Below are 15,675 nucleotides of genomic sequence, written 5' to 3'. Positions count from 1 at the left end.
GGAAGCCACCGATCGCGCCGATGCTTGCCGCCGGGCCGTCTATCTTTGAGGCGGCCCCTTTCGAGACCTCGACTCGAACCCTTTGGAACGTTGGATTCTCGTTCGCATTCGAGGAGGGATTGCGGCACGGACTAGGGGGCACGCACAATCAGGGGCTGATACAGATCGAGTGTCAAATCTCCGTCCTCAGGCGGAGGTCAAGCCTGCCGGAAGCCTATTCCGCGTTGCTCCCTGTTTGACTGTACAATGCGGATCCAACCACAGTGGCCACGCGCCAACTGTCGGTCTCGACTGGCCCCATTCCTCGCCGGTGAGGCGATTTGAATGGCGGACGACGCGCCCTCGCTGGACCGGCGGGCGTTGCTCGGTGCCGTCGCGACGGGAGCAGCAGCTTCACTCGCCGGCTGCTCGGTTCTCGAATCGGGTGCGGACGCGACAGTCGAGTCGGTCGCGGACGAGCGGGCGCGCTCGCTCGCCGAACAGTTCGCGCCGGCGCTTTACTTCGACCGCAACGAGCGGTGGTTCCCGACCGATCCGCGGGCCTACGAGAGCCAGCAGGACGGTCGGACCGTCGTCGACGGCTTCGACGCGCTCGAGGGGTACGTTCGGGCGGGCGGCAGCGACGATCCGCCGGCACCGACGGCGTTCTATCACGTCGTCGAGTACGCAGCGTCGCCGCTTGCGGTCGTCCAGTTCTGGCTCTATTCCGCGTTCGATCAGTTCACGACCAACTTCCACTGGCACGACTGGGAAGTGCTGCAGGTCTTCCTCGATACGGAGACCGACGAGCCACAGCTGTACGTCGCCAGTTCCCATTCGCGATCCGTGCCGAACAACGAGTACCTCGACCCCGACCCGGACCGACGGCCGCGCGTCCTCTCGGAGCTGGGATCCCATTCGAGCGGGCTCTCGGTCAACGACGACGCCGATTCCTTCCAGCGACTGGCCTTCGACGACAGCGGCGCGGACATCACCAACAGTCTTCTCGAGGGAATAGAGAACATCGCGTCGATCCCGCTGGCGTATGGACTTCCCCGCGACGAGGGACTGCGACTCCCGTTCGTCGTCCCGGAACTCGATGGCGACCCGCTGGTCGAGCACGACCGCCTCCCCTCGGTCGACGCCTCGAACCTCCTGCCGGATGGACTCACGATCCGGTCGTTCGACGACCTGACGTCGCCGCCGACGGAGCTGCCAGCGCGGGAGACGGGTATTCACTTCGAGTATGCGGGTCGCGACGGCGTCGACGCCGACCGGACCTACGATCTGGTTTCGAGTGCCGAACTCGAACACATCGATGACTTCACCGGCCCACAGTTGAGTTTCGAGTTCGCCATCCCCGAGTTCGCCGAGGATCAGATCGCCAGCCACATCACGACGACCGGGGTCCCCTGGGCGGACGACCGCTACGACCAGCCTGCCAGCGACATCAGCGAGACGGACCACCGGCAAGCGCTGGCCGACCGCTACGAGGCCATCGGCGACCCGTCGCCGGTGAACCAGGTGGTTGCAGGGGTGACCAACGCCGTCGCGGCCGAGGACGCCCCCGAAGACGAGGGACTCACGACCGTCCCCTCCCCGCTTGAGCTGTTTGCCCTCTTCGAGAGCGAGCCCGAAGCCGTGCCGACCTTCCAGGGCATCGCCGTCATCCAGGATGTCCCCGCGGGCGAGCACCGCCTTTCCATCAACGGCGCTGGTGTCGCTCCCCACAGCGAGCCTGTCACTGTGGCGGACGGCAGCGGCACGACCGTCGCAGGATCGGCGGGTGAGATTCCGGTGGTAGCGCGCGAAAACGCGACGAAACTGGAGATCGACCCCGACGGGGCCGACAGCGACCTCGATCGCCTCGCCGTCGAGGACGACTTCGCCGGCCGGCTCTACGACGCGCCGCTTTCGGGCCCCGACGCCGTCTATCTCCACCGCGGCGGGGCCTTCACGACCGAGGTTCGGGACACCGACGACGAGGTCGGTGCGTTCCGCGTCAACCCCGGCGAGGAGGCGCGCACGCGTCTTGACACGCCCAAGACGGGCAAGGAGTCGCTCGCGACGTATCTGGTCGATCTTGCCGAGGAGACGCGGGCGGAGGTGGCGGCCGTCGCCGAGGAAGTCGATGGTGATACCGTCGACGGTGGCGATACCGACGACGCTGGGGGATCCGGAACCGATGGGGACGCATCCGACGGTCAGGGTGGCCCTATTCGGGGGCTGGTATCGGTGCTCGATGCGATCGTCCAAGCGGCTCGGCGGGCGGCCAAGAATGCGGCAGCTGGCGACCGCGCCAATGCGGATCGCCAGCTCGAGGCGGTGGCGACCCGACTCGACCGCGTCGAAACGCGTCTCGATGAAGCCCGGGGCTCGCTTCCGGCGGAGTTGGCTAATGCTGCAGAGAATCGACTCGAGCAGGTTCGGCGACGGACTTCGCAGGCGAAAACCGCAGAGAAGCTCTGATTGGATAACTCAACGACCCCGGAGTCTGCCGGTCTGATTTCTGCGGCTTGTGGTTTTGCTTCCAACAGAAGTGCCCCCTCCGGATTATGAACTACGCCCAGAAATGCTCGCTTCGCTGCGCCTTTCTGGTCTAGTTCAAATCACGCTCGGATACCATTTGCAGAACTCGTTGGGTTCGCTTCGCTCACCAGTCGAGTTCAGAGAAGTGCCGCCTCCCGGATTTGAACCGGGGACAGCTCGATCTTCAGTCGAGTGCTCTCCCAGTCTGAGCTAAGGCGGCGCATATCCAGAGACGACGAGGGGCGAAAAAAGGATTTCGAAAGCCGGCGGCGGTCCGTTACGCGTTCGCCAGCCCTTCAACCAGGAACTCGGCGGAGGTTCGCGTCGTGGCCATGGGCGTGTCGTGGACGTCACAGATACGTAGCAGTGCCGTAATGTCGGGTTCGTGGGGTTGGGCGGTCAGCGGGTCACGAAGGAAGATAATCCCGTCGAGTCGGTCAGCGGCGACCTCGGCACCGATCTGGGTGTCGCCGCCGAGTGGACCGGATTGTTTGCGTTCGACGGAGAGATCGGTCTCTTCCATGATTCGCTTGCCGGTCGTCCCCGTACAGACGAGTTCGTATTCCGAGAGTTGAGGTTCGTGCTCTTGAACGAAGTCGATCATCTCGGGCTTTTCGTCGTCGTGGGCGATGAGTGCGATTCGGGTCATACCCTATCCTCGATGTCCTGGGGTAAAGACGTTGAGGAAATCGACGGCGCGCGGGCACCGATTCAGGATTGGGCGTGGACGTCGACGTCGCCGGTGTGATGGACAGTCACTTCGTGGTCCTCGACGCTAAAGGAGAGGTCAGTCGCGTCGGTGTCGTCGTCGAACAGCTCGACTAGCGCTTCGATGTCGACGTACGACGAGAGCGAGTCCAGGTCGTCTTCGTCGTAGTCAGTGTTTTCGAGGACGGCGTCGACGACGAGTTCGTCGACGGGCTGTGGGCGCACCCATTCGTCGCCCGCACTTTCGGGAATGATATAGCGGTCTCCCATACTCATATATTGGTCCGGATGGGCCTCGCGTATAAAGGAACACCCACCAGTTTCGCGCCCTGAAAGAACGTCCCCGTACCACGGCCGTGGGATCGTGGCGGGCCCGGGACCGTGAATTCACTTCGTTTGGCTTGTGGGCTTGCTCTCCGTGACTTCTCTTCCCATCCACTGTTCTCCGGTCTCGTGTCGTTTCAGCAGGACTCACAGTCCGCGCTCGCATTGTCCTCACAGACTGTTTTCGAGACGAGCGTCCAGAGGCCACGACGGAGTCGTTCGGACGCGGCTTGCTGTGAGATGTCGAACTCGGCAGCGAGTTCGGACAGCGACGTGTCCCGCGGAATCGAAAAGTAGCCACGGTCCCAGGCGAGCATGAGGAGTTCCCGTTGTGATGGCGTCAATCCGAACTCGTCATCGAGTGCGGCCGCGTCGTGGTCCCGGATCGAGGCGACAGTGACGTCGACGCCGATCTGCTCACAGTGCGAACAGAACGCCGACAGCTTGTTCCGATCGGGAATCCGAAACCGGACGTTCCAGCCGTCACCCTCGCTCGTGGCGGCGAGCAAGAGGGCGTCGTGTTCGATCGCGGCATTGTATACCGCGACTGTCGGCAGGCTCGCGTCGTGGATCGATCGGTACAGCGTCCCGGACGGTGTCGATGACAGCTGTTCTACTGCCGAGACAGTCCGGTCCGATCGGAGCGCCGCCCGGAGTTCGTCCCCGGCGACGCCACGGGCCCAGAAGAAGAGCCGCAGGGGGACCGACTGACCCGCGTCGATCCCTTCGACGTCTACCGAGAGCTCCGGATGCTGTTCGAACGTCGGCCCCAGCAACTCAGCGTCGAACGTACAACACGCGATCATTCGAGGTGGGCCCTCATTCGTGTCGGCTGGTCGTATCGATGAGGCATAAAACGCGCGGTTCGAACGAACATACGTCCGGCGGACGACCGCATCGCTGGCCAGTTGTCATCCCTGAAGGGTAGGACCGCGTTCAGGGTTCCCCCCTTTCCCAAACGGTGTCGACTGCCGGAGCAGGTGAATATGTCAGAGGCACGAGCTCCGGTCGGTCCCGAACTGTGCCGACACCGTACGCTTACTCCAGCGCCCTGGAATATAATGATGATACTTGTGTATTCATGCACTATATAAGGTGGTGGTGGGCTCACAGCCGCCTGTCACGATCAGGACTGACGGCGGTGGCGCCGATTCGCCCCGAAGAGCGTTCCCGGGGTACGCCAGCGGTCGTTCACGAGAGGTGTTCGCCCTGATAGTCGCCCTCGTAGGTGCCTGAGTGGGCAGCGTCGGCGAGGACGAGCTGGGCGATGCGAGCGCCTTCTTCCAGGTCGATCTCGTGGTGGACTTCGAGCAGTCCCTCGCCACGGCCCTCGTAGCCGGCGTCCCAGACGGCGGTGTCGAGCATGCAGGAATTGCGCAGCAGCGACGAGCGGGGGAGCAAAAAGCCGACGTGGTTCTCGGGGATCCGGACGGTCTCGGCGTACCGGACCACGTACCCACCCGGCGGGAGGTGATACCAGCCGTCCGCGGATTCGACCGGCTCGCGTTCGCCGATCGACTTGCCGTCCCGGCCGATCCGACCCGGCGATGTTTGCTCGAAGACGGCGTCCAGGGTGAGGTCGACGCCGTTGGGCTGGCACTGGTCGTCCCGGAGCTCGCCGAGCTGTGCAGCGACGAAGTGGCCGCTCTTGAACATCGTCTTCGGAATCGGGGACGACGACAAAGAACGTTCCGGGCCCACGGACACAACGACGACCCCTGTGCTACCATGCCGCGGCGGTTCCAGTCCCGTGATCGTGCGCCCGCACTCGATTTTCACGGTCGATCACCGGGGTTCGGAAAACCGCCGGACGGCGAACCCGCAGCATTCGCGCCAACACCGGGGATTTATGTCCATGCGTGGCCTGTCTCCGGACGATATGGGACAGACGCTCACAGAGAAGATTCTCGACGATCACCTCGTCGACGGGGACCTCACCCCCGGCGAGGAGATCGGGATCGAGATCGATCAGGCACTCACACAGGACACGACGGGCACGCTCGTGTGGCTGCAGTTCGAGGCGCTGGACCTAGAGGAGGCCCAGACTGAACTCGCCGCCCAGTACTGTGACCACCAGACCTATCAGTTCGACTTTAAGAACACCGACGACCACCGATTCCTGCGGTCTGCGGCCGGCAAGTACGGCGCGTACTTCTCGCGGCCGGGTAACGGCATCTGCCACCAGGTTCACAAGGAACACTTTGCCAAGCCCGGCAAGACGATGCTGGGCTCGGACAGCCACACCCCGACGCCGGGCGGGCTGGGCGAACTGGCGATCGGTGCCGGCGGGCTCGATCTGGCGGTCGCGATGGGAGGCGGGGCCTATTACATCGAGATGCCCGAAATCGTCAACGTCCGCCTGGAGGGCGAGTTGCCCGCGTGGGCGACCGCCAAGGACGTCATCCTCGAACTCCTTCGCCGACTGACGGTCAAGGGCGGCGTCGGCAAGGTCCTGGAGTTCTCCGGACCGGGCGTCGAGTCGCTGACGGTGCCCGAGCGGACGACGATCACCAACATGGGGACGGAACTCGGCGCGACGACGTCGATTTTCCCGACCGACGAGGAGACCAAGGATTACCTCGAACGCCTCGGTCGCGGCGAGGACTACGTCGAGATCGGCCCGGACGAGGACGCCGAGTACGCGGACCAGATCGTCGTCGACCTTTCCGAACTCGAACCGCTGATCGCGACGCCGTCGATGCCCGACAACATCGTCCCGGTGCGTGAGGTCGCGGGCGAGGACGTCGAACAGGTCATCATCGGCTCGTGTACCAACGGGGCCTACGAGGACATCCTTCCGTCGGCGAAGATGCTGGAGGGTCGCGAGATCGACCCGACCACGGAGATGATCGTCGCACCCGGCTCCAAACAGGCTTCCGAGATGCTCGCCCGCGAAGGGTGGGCCTCCGAGATGATGGCCGCCGGCGTCAACTTCTCCGAATCGACCTGCGGGGCCTGTATCGGGATCGGCCACGTCCCCGCAAGCGATTCGGTCAGCCTGCGGACGTTCAACCGCAACTTCGAGGGACGGTCGGGCTTAGAGGACGACAAGGTCTACCTCTGTTCGCCGGAGGTCGCCACCGCGGCGGCCATCGCCGGCGAGATCATCGATCCGCGCGACCTGGCTGACGAACTCGACATGGACTACCCCGGCTTCGAACTCCCCGATGAGTACTACGGTGCGGACACGGACATCATCGAGCCCGAGAACGCGGTCGACGACGAACTCATCAAGGGCCCGAACATCGGCGAGGTGCCGCTGAAGGATCCGATGGACGAACGGCTCGAAGGGTCGGCGCTGCTCAAGATGGACGACAACATCACGACCGACCACATCATCCCGGCGACCCAGGACATCCTGATGTATCGCTCGAACGTCCCGAAGCTCTCGGAGTTCACCCTCTCGCGGGTCGACGAGACCTTCGCCGACCGCGCCCTGGAGGCCGACGGCGGGTTCCTCGTCGCCGGCGAGAACTACGGTCAGGGCTCCTCACGTGAGCACGCCGCTCTCTGCCCGATGTATCTCGGCGTCGAGGGCGTCCTCGCCCAGAGCTTCGCGCGAATCCACAAGGCGAACCTGTTCAACTTCGGCCTGCTGCCCTTAGAGATCGACGAGGAGACCTACGAGAAGATCGATCAGGGCGACGATATCGAGATCGTCGAGGACGTCGCCGCTGCCGTCCGGTCGGGTGCCGAGGAGTTCACGGTTCGCGTCAACGACGAGTGGGAGGCCACGGCGACGCTCGACGCCTCCGACCGCGAACGTGAGATTCTGGCCGACGGTGGCAAGCTGCCACACACGAAAATGAAGTACGCCGACGACGCGAGCGACGCGACGCCGGCCGACGACTGAACGCGTCGCCGCACTGTTTTTTTCGGCCACCTCGATTTACCGCTCCGGCGTCATGGACGACGCCGAGTCGATCGTCGCCCTCGATAGAGTGGACTCAAGTCAGTCACCCACCGGTGATTCGTCCGTCGGTTGCTACCACATGAGCGTCGCGGTGGCGTTCCACTAGACGCGATCGAGCAGGCGGCGAGCCTGACACGACGGCAACCCGAGATAGAGCATCGCGGCCACGCCGGTGAGTCCCGCGAGCCCCAGGATCGCGCCGTCGAACTGGCCGGCGTCGGCGAACACGCCTACCATGGTCGAGGCGAGCGAACTCACGACGAACAGCGCCGTTCGGACGACGCCCCAGGCGGTCCCCTCGACGTCGGGCGGGAGACACCGGATGATGAACGCGTTCGAGACGGGTGCAAAGCCCATCCGAACGCCGATCAGGAGCACACTCCCCGCGACGAGCAGGCGGTGATCGAAGACCACGAGTCCGACCAGCGGCAGGACGCTGACGGCGGCGATCCCGGCCAACACCCGCGCGGACCGGCGGTTCGTGGCGATCCGGCCGGCCAGCCACTGGGAGAGTGCGCCCACGAGAAACAGGCCACCGAACAGCACGCCGGCCTCGGACTGGACGAAGCCCTTGTGATCGACGAGATACGTGGTGACGAGGGCGGTGATCCCCTGATACCCGAAGTACATCACGATCGCCGCGAGCGTCGCCAGCCCCGCCTGGCGATTCCAGATCGACTTCGCGGCGACCGACAGCGACGCTCCGATCGACTGTGTGGCAGCCGAATCGTCGGTAGTGTCACTGGTGTCGTCGACATCCTCCGTCTCACTTTCGCGTTCGCTCTCGGCACGCCCGGCCGTGAGATGGACCGCGATGCCAGCCAGAGCGAAACCGGGGGCCGCGAGGCCGAGCGTCGCCCGCCAGCCGAATCCGTCGACCACGAGCGAGGCGAGCGCAGGCAGGACGGCCGCCCCCAGGCTGCCGGCCGCGAGCGTCAGCCCGATCGCCCGGTCGGCTCGATCGGCGAAGACGCGGGCGAGCAAGGTTCCCCGTGGCGGACCGTAGAGTCCGGTCGCCCCCCCGAAGAGCCCGGTCGCGACCACGAACAGCCCGAACACTGGGGTGAACGTGAACGCGATCAGACTGGCCGCTCCCAGGAGCAAACTCGCCGTCAGCACCCGCGCCTCGCCGAGCCGGTCGGCCGCGATGCCGGCCGGAAACTGCATGATGCCGTACGTCGCCCACAGCACCGTGATGGCGATCCCGGCCTGGGTATCACTCGTGGACGGGAACGACGCCGTGATCGTCGGCAGAATCCCCGGTAGGACAAAGCGCAACCCCTGGGCGAACAGCCACCCAGCGGCGACGCTCAGGAGAACCAGCCCACGGCCCGATCCACCGCGCTCGGTCATTGCCGTTCACTTCCGACGGATTCGACGGGCCGAGTCGCTTTCATGTCCCGGTCACACTCCTGTTCGATCGACCGCGTCCCACATTCGCTCGGGTCGACTCAAAATGGGGTGTCCGCACGGCCGGTGGCCCCCCTTTCGGGGGCTTGTCGTCGGTCGACACTCGCTGTGGGCGGTCATTACTGCTGAGTCGTCGCTGGGCCCGGAAAACGGCAACGATTGCCGCAATGTCCACGATTGTTTATCGCCAAAACGGTGGTGCCCCGGGTCGAACAGCCAAGCGCCTCTATCTATCGAACTGTTGATACGACACGTTCGGACACGAACCCGTAGCGTCGGCGGTCAGAATGGTCCCGTGGATGCGACCATTTTCGCGGCCGTGTTGCCGTATTGATTGGACTGGTTCTGTCGTCCTTGCCTGGTCGTCCGAGGGGCTTTCGACCCTTCGGTTACCGCGGATAGAACATGGTCTCAGAGCTGTCGGTTCCACGCTGCGGTCCCGAATCGATCCTTCACGAGTACCTGAGCGCTCGCACGTTCGTCGTCAGTGAGCGAGCGCTCGGTCGCGCCCGCCCGCTCGCGAACCCCGCGTTTCAGCGCATCGATGACGGCTGATCGGGAGGCTTCGACGTGATCGGCGATCCGGGCGACTCGCTTTTCGGCGGAGGCGATCGCCTTGTCCGAGACTTTCTCCTCGCCGACGCGCAGAACCCGCAACATCTCCGCGATGTCCAGGTCGTAACTCATCGTCGTGTGATGGAGGACCGCGCCATCGGTGCGACGCTGTGCTGACCCACCGATCTTGCCCTCGGCGTGAGCGATGTCGTTCAGTGGCTCGTGGGCGACATCGACGCCCAGATCCCGAAGCGCCTCGATGGCCCACTGATCGAGGTCGGCGTAGCTCTGCCGGATGTCGTCGCTCACCATCCCGGCGGGCAGGTACAGCGAGAAGGTGACGACCGCCCCCGGCTGGACGAACATCGCGCCGCCGCCAGTGATTCGCCGGACGACGTCGATTCCCTCGCGTTCGACGTACGTGGGGGCGACCTCGTCGGCGTAGGCCTGGAAGCGCCCGAGCGCGACCGCCGGCGAGTCGCGGTACCAGATCCGCAGCGTCGGCCCGATCTCGCCGCGTGCGACGCGATCGAGCAGGACGCGTTCGAGCGCCTGCTGGGTGGCCTCACTGTAGGTCCCCGAGTCGATAATCGTCCAGGGCTCGTCGGTCTGGCGTGTCTCAGCCGCAGATTTCTCAGTCATCGAGAGCCTCCATCGTCAGATCGGCGACGTCAGCGGCCGAGAAGCCGATCAGCGTCGCGTCGATGTCCTCGACGGCCGTCAGGATCGTCTCGCGGTCGACCTCGACGGACTGTCCCTCGATCGCGGTTTCGATGTCGGCGCGCGCCGCGGGCGGTTCGACGAAGAAGTCGCCGGTGACTCGGACGTCCTCGATCCGGTCGTCGGCCGCGACGTCGACGCGGACGAGTTTGCCGTCGGGTACTTTCTTCGAAGCTCGTGGTGGCATAGTGGGGAGAGTGACGTGGGCAGAGTCAGTTCGCGGTATGGATCGCCTCACCACGGGCGTTCGCGGCGGCCTCCATGACGGCTTCCGAGAGCGTCGGGTGGGTGTGGACGGTCTCGGCGATGTCGGACAGGCGGGCGTCCATCTCGATGGCGAGGGAGACCTCGGCGATCAACTCGGAGGCGTTCGGGCCGACGATCTGTGCGCCCAGGATCAATTCCGTGCGTCGGTCGGCGACGATGCGGACGAAGCCTTCGGTGTCGCCAAGCGTCAGCGCCCGGCCGTTGCTCGCGAGGGGCATCCGGCCCACGACCGGGTAGTACCCGTCGTCGCGGGCCTCGTTTTCGGTCATCCCGACGGTCGCGACCTCGGGGTCGGTAAAGACGACCGCGGGCATCGCCTGATAGTCCAGGACGGAGGGTTCGCCGGCGATGGCCTCGGCGGCGACTTCGCCCTCCCGGCTGGCTTTGTGGGCCAACATGGGCTCGCCGACGACGTCGCCGATCGCGAAGATGCGCTCGCAGGTCGTCCGGCCCTGGGCGTCGGTCTTGACGAAGCCCTCGTCGTCGAGTTCGATCCCGGCCGCTTCGAGGTTCGCGGTGTCGGTGACGGGTTCGCGGCCGCCGACGACGAAGACCTTCTCGGCTTCGAGCGCGTTGCGATCCCCGTCCTCGTCCTCCGTATGGACGACGATACCGTCGTCAGTCTCTTCCCAGCTCGCGGCCATCTCGCCGAACCGGAAGTCGATGCCGAACTCGGCGGCGCGCTCCCGGACGAGCCGGGAGATGTCGTCGTCGTAGCCACTGAGGACGTCGTCGAACATCTCGACGACCGTGACGTCGGTCCCGAGTTTTTCGAAGACCGTCGAGAGTTCCATCCCGATGTAGCCAGCGCCGATGACGACCAGCGAATCGGGCCGCTCGTCCAGGGCGAGGGCGTCACGCGAATCGAGGACGTACTCGCTGTCGAAAGGGAAGTCGGGGATCTCGATCGGCCGGCTCCCCGTCGCGACGATCGCGTTCCCGAAGTCGATTGCCGTCTCGCCGTCGTCGGTCGTGATCTTCGCCCGCCGGTTGTTGACGAACTCGGCGACGCCATCGACGACGGTGACGCCCTGTGCGTGACAGAGTTGCTCGACGCCACCGGTGAGCTGGTCGACGACGTCGTCCTTCCAGCCCGTCAGCTGCTCGACGTCCACGGTCGGGTCGGCGCTGATCCCGAGGTGTTCGGCGTTAGCGGCCTCGTAGGCGATGTCTGCACCGTGGATGAGCGCCTTCGACGGGATACATCCGTAGTTGAGGCAGGTCCCGCCGACGGCGTCGTCTTCGACCAGCGTCACGTCCAGGCCGAGCTGGCCGGCCCGAATTGCCGCGACGTAGCCCCCGGGGCCGGCCCCGATGATGAGGACGTCGGTCTGTTCGGGGACGCCCTCGACGCTGCCCGGACTCGGGACGTCCGCCGGGGTGCCCTCGCCGACGGGTCGGACCGTCCGTTCGGACGCCCCGCCTGTCGGCTGGGTGGCCACACCGACAGCGTCGGCGGAGTCGTCGTCGGGTTCCGACGGTCTGTCCTCGGTGGGTTCCGGCGGTTCGGTGGGTTCGCCACCCTCGGCGTCTCCACTCTCGGGGACGTCGTCGGGATCGGCGGCCTCGTAAGTGAACAGCGTCTCGCCGACTTCGACGTCCTCGCCCTCCGCGGCGGCGCACGCTTCGATCGCCATCGTCTCAGGGGCGGTCACCTCGACGATCGACTTGTCGGTCTCGACCTCGGCGAGGAGCGTGCCCTCGGCGACCGTCTCGCCGGCCGCGACCTCGAGGGCGACGAGTCGGCCCTCCGTGGCCCCGTCACCGAGATCAGGGACTGCAAAGGCTGTTGACATCTGAAATAATGGAGGGGAGTCCTCAGGCGCCTTTCTCGGCTTCCAGTTCCTCGAGGATCTCGTAGGCCTCGATCGCGTAGGTCATCGCCGGACCGCCGCCCATCAGGACGGCGACTTCGAGCGTCTCGATGACCTCCTCGCGGGTCGCACCGGCCTCGAGCGCGCCGTCCATGTGCCAGAGGACGCAGTGTTCACACCGCGCCACACACCCGACAGCCAGGGACATGAGTTCCTTGGTCTTCGTATCGAGCGCCCCCGGGCTCTCTGTGGCTTCGACGTAGCCGGCGAACCCTTCGAGGTTCTCGGCTTCGCCAACGAGTTGGTGGAGACTTTGCTTCATCTCGGCGAGTTCGTCGGATTTCGACATCACATATATATTCGACTGTAGCGGCATAAATCGCTCGAAATATGGCGTTAGAGCGCCTAAAACGCATGAAATCGGCACATACTGGTAACTGTTGGCCCCGCCCCGATCGACGATATCGCGTTCGATCCGCGGGGGCACTCCCACGCCGACGACATCCTACTACTGGCGACCAGCAATTCGCCGTCGGACTTGGACCCGTCGTCCGGCGTGACGATCACATTGGCCGCGGTATCGATTGCCCGCTCTCTTCTCTGGTGGGCGAGGTCGCGCTTGCTATCCCACGTCTCAGTCGTGGACGCGACGGCGCATGCCGGTAGGGTTGCCTTCGCCGGTCTTGTCTTATTCGACCATTACTATGGGTTGGATACGTATAAATATAGGCGTAACACCGTTAGGACACCCTCAAAATAGCTACTCTTGGTGACAGGGTCCTGCGTATCCTTGTGACATACGTACAACAGCCAGGCTCGGAAACTGGTGGCATTCCGACGCTCGCGCCCGGTGCGGTGGGCCACAAGCACTCATAACCGATCTGTCGCCTTCGGGGGGGACGATTCAACCGTTCGACGAGACCCGCACCGTCGTTGCTCGTGCCGGTGTCTTTCGTTCCTGATTGTTTGTAGCTGATTTACTGATCGGAATCCTTATCCGTATTATTGGGTAGTATTTGGATGAATACACAAGACTATGAGCGCATCGACGACACGGACCGGACGGACGGAGTCGCGGCTGGCCGGTATCCCGGAGTACTTTGGACCGCAGTGGTTCGGTTCGACGATGGGGACCGGTGCCTTGGGTGTGGCCCTGGCGCTGGTCGCTGCCGAGTACTCGCTCGGGCCGGTCGCCACGCTTGCACAGTTTTTCGTCGTGTTGACGGCCATTCTGACGGTCGTCTTCACCATCCCCTGGGTACTCCGAATCGTGACCCACCCGGATCAGGTCCGGACGGATCTGTCACATCCGATCCGGAGTCAGTTCTTCCCGACGATGCCGATTACGCTGATCGTTCTCGGTGTTGGCATTGCTCGGACGATGCAGGGTGTTCTTCCGGCCCCTGTTCTCGAATCAGTGCTGGTCGGGCTGTTCGTGACTGGCAGTATCGGTATCTTCGGGTTCGGACTCCTGTTGGTCACGATCATGTTTGCCAATGATAATATCGGCTCCCACCACGGTGTGTTCGCGTGGTATATCCCCCCAGTTTCGCATCTCGTGATCCCGCTGCTGGGGTTCTGGCTGGTCGAAAACTACTACGCCGGGAGTGCACTCGGCCAGTTCATCTTCGTCGTCTCATTGATGGCGCTCGGCGTCGGGAGCTTCATGTTCATTTTCTTCGGCTCGATCATCCTCCATCGCTACGCCTACGAGTCGTTGCCGGAGGAGAAACTCGCGCCGACGTTCGTGATCGGGCTCGCGCCGACGGCCGTCCTGGTCATTGCCATCGGACGGTTCATCCGTGCCCTCCAGGCGGGCGTCGGATTCGACCTCGCCGTCGAGCCCATCGTCGCGAGCATGAAACTGCTCGCGATCGTTCTCTGGGGCTTTTCAGCCTGGTGGTTCCTGTTGACGGTCGCTATCCTGGCTTATTACCTCAGCCGTCGCGATCATCCGTTTTTCTTCACTTGGTGGGCCTACACGTTCCCGACTGGTGCCTTTGCGATCTCGGCGGGTGTGATGGGCCACCTCCTTGAGGTTGCGGCCTTTGAAGCGATTCTGGCCGGTGTCACCGGGCTGCTCGTGATCGTCTGGACCGTCACGGCCCTTTTCACCACCCGGATGATCCTCCGTGGGCACGCCTTCACACCGGAGTGACATCCTTCGTGCCCGCCACAACGATCAACCGAACAGCAGCATCGACGCGAGCAAGGAGAGCAAGCTCACGACGAGCAGCGACGAGAAGACGACCAACACTGGTTTGATCCCGACCGACCGCATCTTCCGGAGGTCGATCTCCATCCCGAGACCGACGAACGCCACGAGGAACAACCCCTGGTAGCCCGACGTGAGGAGTGCAACGTCGTCCGAAGAAAGCAACCCGAGACTCGCGATTCCTGCCATCGCGAGAAAGCCGATGACGAACTTGGGAAACTCCTCCCAGAGGTATCGCCAACTGGCACCGCCGGCCTGTCCGGTATCGCGTTGTCGGGCATAATACACCGCATAGAGGACGGCGACGACCCCGATGAAGACGTTCCGGCCGAGTTTCGTCACGGTGGCCCACTCTCCGGCCTGTGGCGAATAGGCGAAACCGGCTGCGACGACGGGCCCCGTCGAAACCATACTGACTCCGGCCCAGGTGCCAAAGACGATGTCCGGTAACTCGAGGCGGCGACCGATGATCGGATAGACCGCCAGCGTGGCGGCATCGAACAGCAGAATCGTCGCGACGGCGTAGGCGATCTGCTCGCTTTTCGCGCGGACGCTACCGGAGACGGCGACGATGGCTGAAACCCCACACACGGCGTACCCGGCCGCCAACAGCGACCCCAACCGCTCGTTGATCCGGAAGACATTGCGTGCGATCGCCTCACCGATCACAAGGCTGATCGTCAGAAACCCGACGACGAACACCAGCAGTGCCGGCCCGACGCTGAACAGCTGTCCGATCGCGATCCGTGCGCCCATGAGGACGATACCGGTTTCCAGCCAGAGCTTGTGCGTTGCGATGCCGCTTTTCGCCCAGGCCGGCGTGCCGACCGTATTGGCGAGGAGTGCACCGAGCCCAACCGCCACGATCAATTCATTGATCGGCACGACTGTCCCCGCAAGCAACTGTGCGATCCCACCGCCGAGTGCGAGCAACACTATGCCGGGAATCACCCGAGCGACTGATCGTCTCATCGTCTACTACACATTGTGTACACTCTATTATGTTACAAGTCGGCTAGAAAACGATGACAAAAGTGACGACAACCATACCCAATAAAACGGCTTTCCAGCCCCGTTCAAGCGATTTCCACCCTCTGCTGAGTTGGCCGAACTGTGGACGCCGGACAAAATCGGATTCACTCATGCTGACAACAGCCTATAGAAGCGTCATAGATACCGGAAATATTTATATAATTGGTTCGGCAAACCCTGCTAAAAATACTGGTAAATCGGCTTCGTCA

Annotated in this window: 13 protein-coding genes, 1 tRNA gene and 1 pseudogene; 3 read left to right on the top strand and 12 right to left on the bottom strand. The window is 64.0% G+C overall.

Annotation, left to right across the window (positions count from 1 at the left end; genetic code table 11):
• The first annotated feature begins 324 nt into the window (after window positions 1-324).
• Window positions 325-2,448 (top strand): hypothetical protein, encoded by a 2,124-nt coding sequence (locus HBNXHr_RS13560; RefSeq protein WP_275882552.1) that lies wholly within the window; start codon window positions 325-327, stop codon window positions 2,446-2,448.
• Between the two features lie 206 nt (window positions 2,449-2,654).
• Here the strand turns inward: HBNXHr_RS13560 and HBNXHr_RS13555 are convergent.
• The 5 genes from HBNXHr_RS13555 to HBNXHr_RS13535 form a co-directional block, all read right to left on the bottom strand.
• Window positions 2,655-2,728, bottom strand: a tRNA-Phe gene (locus HBNXHr_RS13555).
• A gap of 57 nt (window positions 2,729-2,785) precedes the next feature.
• The gene (locus HBNXHr_RS13550; RefSeq protein WP_275882551.1) at window positions 2,786-3,157 is read right to left on the bottom strand and encodes a methylglyoxal synthase; all 372 of its coding nucleotides are present in this window, start codon (window positions 3,155-3,157) and stop codon (window positions 2,786-2,788) included.
• Window positions 3,158-3,219: 62 nt separating this feature from the next.
• Window positions 3,220-3,492: a HalOD1 output domain-containing protein gene (locus HBNXHr_RS13545; RefSeq protein WP_275882550.1), complete on the bottom strand. Its 273-nt coding sequence runs from the start codon at window positions 3,490-3,492 to the stop codon at window positions 3,220-3,222.
• Window positions 3,493-3,677: 185 nt separating this feature from the next.
• The gene (locus tag HBNXHr_RS13540; protein WP_275882549.1) at window positions 3,678-4,346 is read right to left on the bottom strand and encodes a helix-turn-helix domain-containing protein; all 669 of its coding nucleotides are present in this window, start codon (window positions 4,344-4,346) and stop codon (window positions 3,678-3,680) included.
• A gap of 385 nt (window positions 4,347-4,731) precedes the next feature.
• Window positions 4,732-5,196, bottom strand: coding sequence for a deoxyuridine 5'-triphosphate nucleotidohydrolase (locus HBNXHr_RS13535; protein WP_275882548.1), 465 nt, complete (start codon window positions 5,194-5,196; stop codon window positions 4,732-4,734).
• A gap of 223 nt (window positions 5,197-5,419) precedes the next feature.
• On the opposite strand from HBNXHr_RS13535, the gene HBNXHr_RS13530 reads away from it, so the two are divergent.
• Window positions 5,420-7,393: an aconitate hydratase gene (locus HBNXHr_RS13530; RefSeq protein WP_275737945.1), complete on the top strand. Its 1,974-nt coding sequence runs from the start codon at window positions 5,420-5,422 to the stop codon at window positions 7,391-7,393.
• A 162-nt stretch (window positions 7,394-7,555) separates the two neighbouring features.
• Here HBNXHr_RS13530 and HBNXHr_RS13525 read toward each other — a convergent pair whose 3' ends face one another.
• The 6 genes and pseudogenes from HBNXHr_RS13525 to HBNXHr_RS13500 all read right to left on the bottom strand — a co-directional run bounded on the left by HBNXHr_RS13525 (window position 7,556) and on the right by HBNXHr_RS13500 (window position 12,568).
• Window positions 7,556-8,806 (bottom strand): MFS transporter, encoded by a 1,251-nt coding sequence (locus HBNXHr_RS13525; RefSeq protein WP_275882547.1) that lies wholly within the window; start codon window positions 8,804-8,806, stop codon window positions 7,556-7,558.
• Between the two features lie 468 nt (window positions 8,807-9,274).
• Window positions 9,275-10,060, bottom strand: coding sequence for a biotin/lipoate A/B protein ligase family protein (locus HBNXHr_RS13520; RefSeq protein WP_275882546.1), 786 nt, complete (start codon window positions 10,058-10,060; stop codon window positions 9,275-9,277).
• Window positions 10,053-10,325 carry a lipoate protein ligase C-terminal domain-containing protein gene (locus HBNXHr_RS13515; protein ID WP_275882545.1) on the bottom strand — a complete coding sequence of 91 codons (273 nt, stop codon included), beginning with the start codon at window positions 10,323-10,325 and terminating at the stop codon, window positions 10,053-10,055. Before HBNXHr_RS13515 ends, HBNXHr_RS13520 begins: the two co-directional genes overlap by 8 nt.
• Window positions 10,326-10,350: 25 nt before the next feature.
• Window positions 10,351-11,724, bottom strand: a complete 1,374-nt coding sequence (gene lpdA / locus HBNXHr_RS13510) for a dihydrolipoyl dehydrogenase (RefSeq protein WP_275883725.1) — start codon at window positions 11,722-11,724, stop codon at window positions 10,351-10,353.
• Between the two features lie 264 nt (window positions 11,725-11,988).
• Window positions 11,989-12,201, bottom strand: a pseudogene (locus HBNXHr_RS13505) (biotin/lipoyl-containing protein); the annotation flags it as partial.
• A 22-nt stretch (window positions 12,202-12,223) separates the two neighbouring features.
• Complete coding sequence (locus HBNXHr_RS13500; protein ID WP_275882544.1) at window positions 12,224-12,568, bottom strand: carboxymuconolactone decarboxylase family protein; 345 nt, start codon at window positions 12,566-12,568, stop codon at window positions 12,224-12,226.
• A 687-nt stretch (window positions 12,569-13,255) separates the two neighbouring features.
• On the opposite strand from HBNXHr_RS13500, the gene HBNXHr_RS13495 reads away from it, so the two are divergent.
• Window positions 13,256-14,377, top strand: coding sequence for a C4-dicarboxylate transporter (locus HBNXHr_RS13495; protein ID WP_275882543.1), 1,122 nt, complete (start codon window positions 13,256-13,258; stop codon window positions 14,375-14,377).
• Window positions 14,378-14,401: 24 nt separating this feature from the next.
• On the opposite strand, the gene HBNXHr_RS13490 is transcribed toward HBNXHr_RS13495, so the two are convergent.
• Window positions 14,402-15,406: a putative sulfate exporter family transporter gene (locus tag HBNXHr_RS13490; RefSeq protein WP_275882542.1), complete on the bottom strand. Its 1,005-nt coding sequence runs from the start codon at window positions 15,404-15,406 to the stop codon at window positions 14,402-14,404.
• Window positions 15,407-15,675: the final 269 nt, after the last annotated feature.

The sequence above is a fragment of the Halorhabdus sp. BNX81 genome (assembly GCF_029229925.1).
Lineage (GTDB): Archaea > Halobacteriota > Halobacteria > Halobacteriales > Haloarculaceae > Halorhabdus.
This window is presented reverse-complemented; position numbering and strand designations above follow the sequence as displayed.

Excerpts from the sequence above, each read along its gene's own strand:
- HBNXHr_RS13495 (WP_275882543.1), top strand. The coding sequence starts at position 13,256 with ATGAGCGCATCGACGACACGGACCGGACGGACGGAGTCGCGGCTGGCC.
- HBNXHr_RS13490 (WP_275882542.1), bottom strand. The coding sequence starts at position 15,406 with ATGAGACGATCAGTCGCTCGGGTGATTCCCGGCATAGTGTTGCTCGCA.
- HBNXHr_RS13550 (WP_275882551.1), bottom strand. The coding sequence starts at position 3,157 with ATGACCCGAATCGCACTCATCGCCCACGACGACGAAAAGCCCGAGATG.
- HBNXHr_RS13545 (WP_275882550.1), bottom strand. The coding sequence starts at position 3,492 with ATGAGTATGGGAGACCGCTATATCATTCCCGAAAGTGCGGGCGACGAA.
- HBNXHr_RS13540 (WP_275882549.1), bottom strand. The coding sequence starts at position 4,346 with ATGATCGCGTGTTGTACGTTCGACGCTGAGTTGCTGGGGCCGACGTTC.
- HBNXHr_RS13500 (WP_275882544.1), bottom strand. The coding sequence starts at position 12,568 with ATGTCGAAATCCGACGAACTCGCCGAGATGAAGCAAAGTCTCCACCAA.
- HBNXHr_RS13515 (WP_275882545.1), bottom strand. The coding sequence starts at position 10,325 with ATGCCACCACGAGCTTCGAAGAAAGTACCCGACGGCAAACTCGTCCGC.
- HBNXHr_RS13535 (WP_275882548.1), bottom strand. The coding sequence starts at position 5,196 with ATGTTCAAGAGCGGCCACTTCGTCGCTGCACAGCTCGGCGAGCTCCGG.
- HBNXHr_RS13530 (WP_275737945.1), top strand. The coding sequence starts at position 5,420 with ATGGGACAGACGCTCACAGAGAAGATTCTCGACGATCACCTCGTCGAC.
- HBNXHr_RS13560 (WP_275882552.1), top strand. The coding sequence starts at position 325 with ATGGCGGACGACGCGCCCTCGCTGGACCGGCGGGCGTTGCTCGGTGCC.
- HBNXHr_RS13520 (WP_275882546.1), bottom strand. The coding sequence starts at position 10,060 with ATGACTGAGAAATCTGCGGCTGAGACACGCCAGACCGACGAGCCCTGG.
- HBNXHr_RS13525 (WP_275882547.1), bottom strand. The coding sequence starts at position 8,806 with ATGACCGAGCGCGGTGGATCGGGCCGTGGGCTGGTTCTCCTGAGCGTC.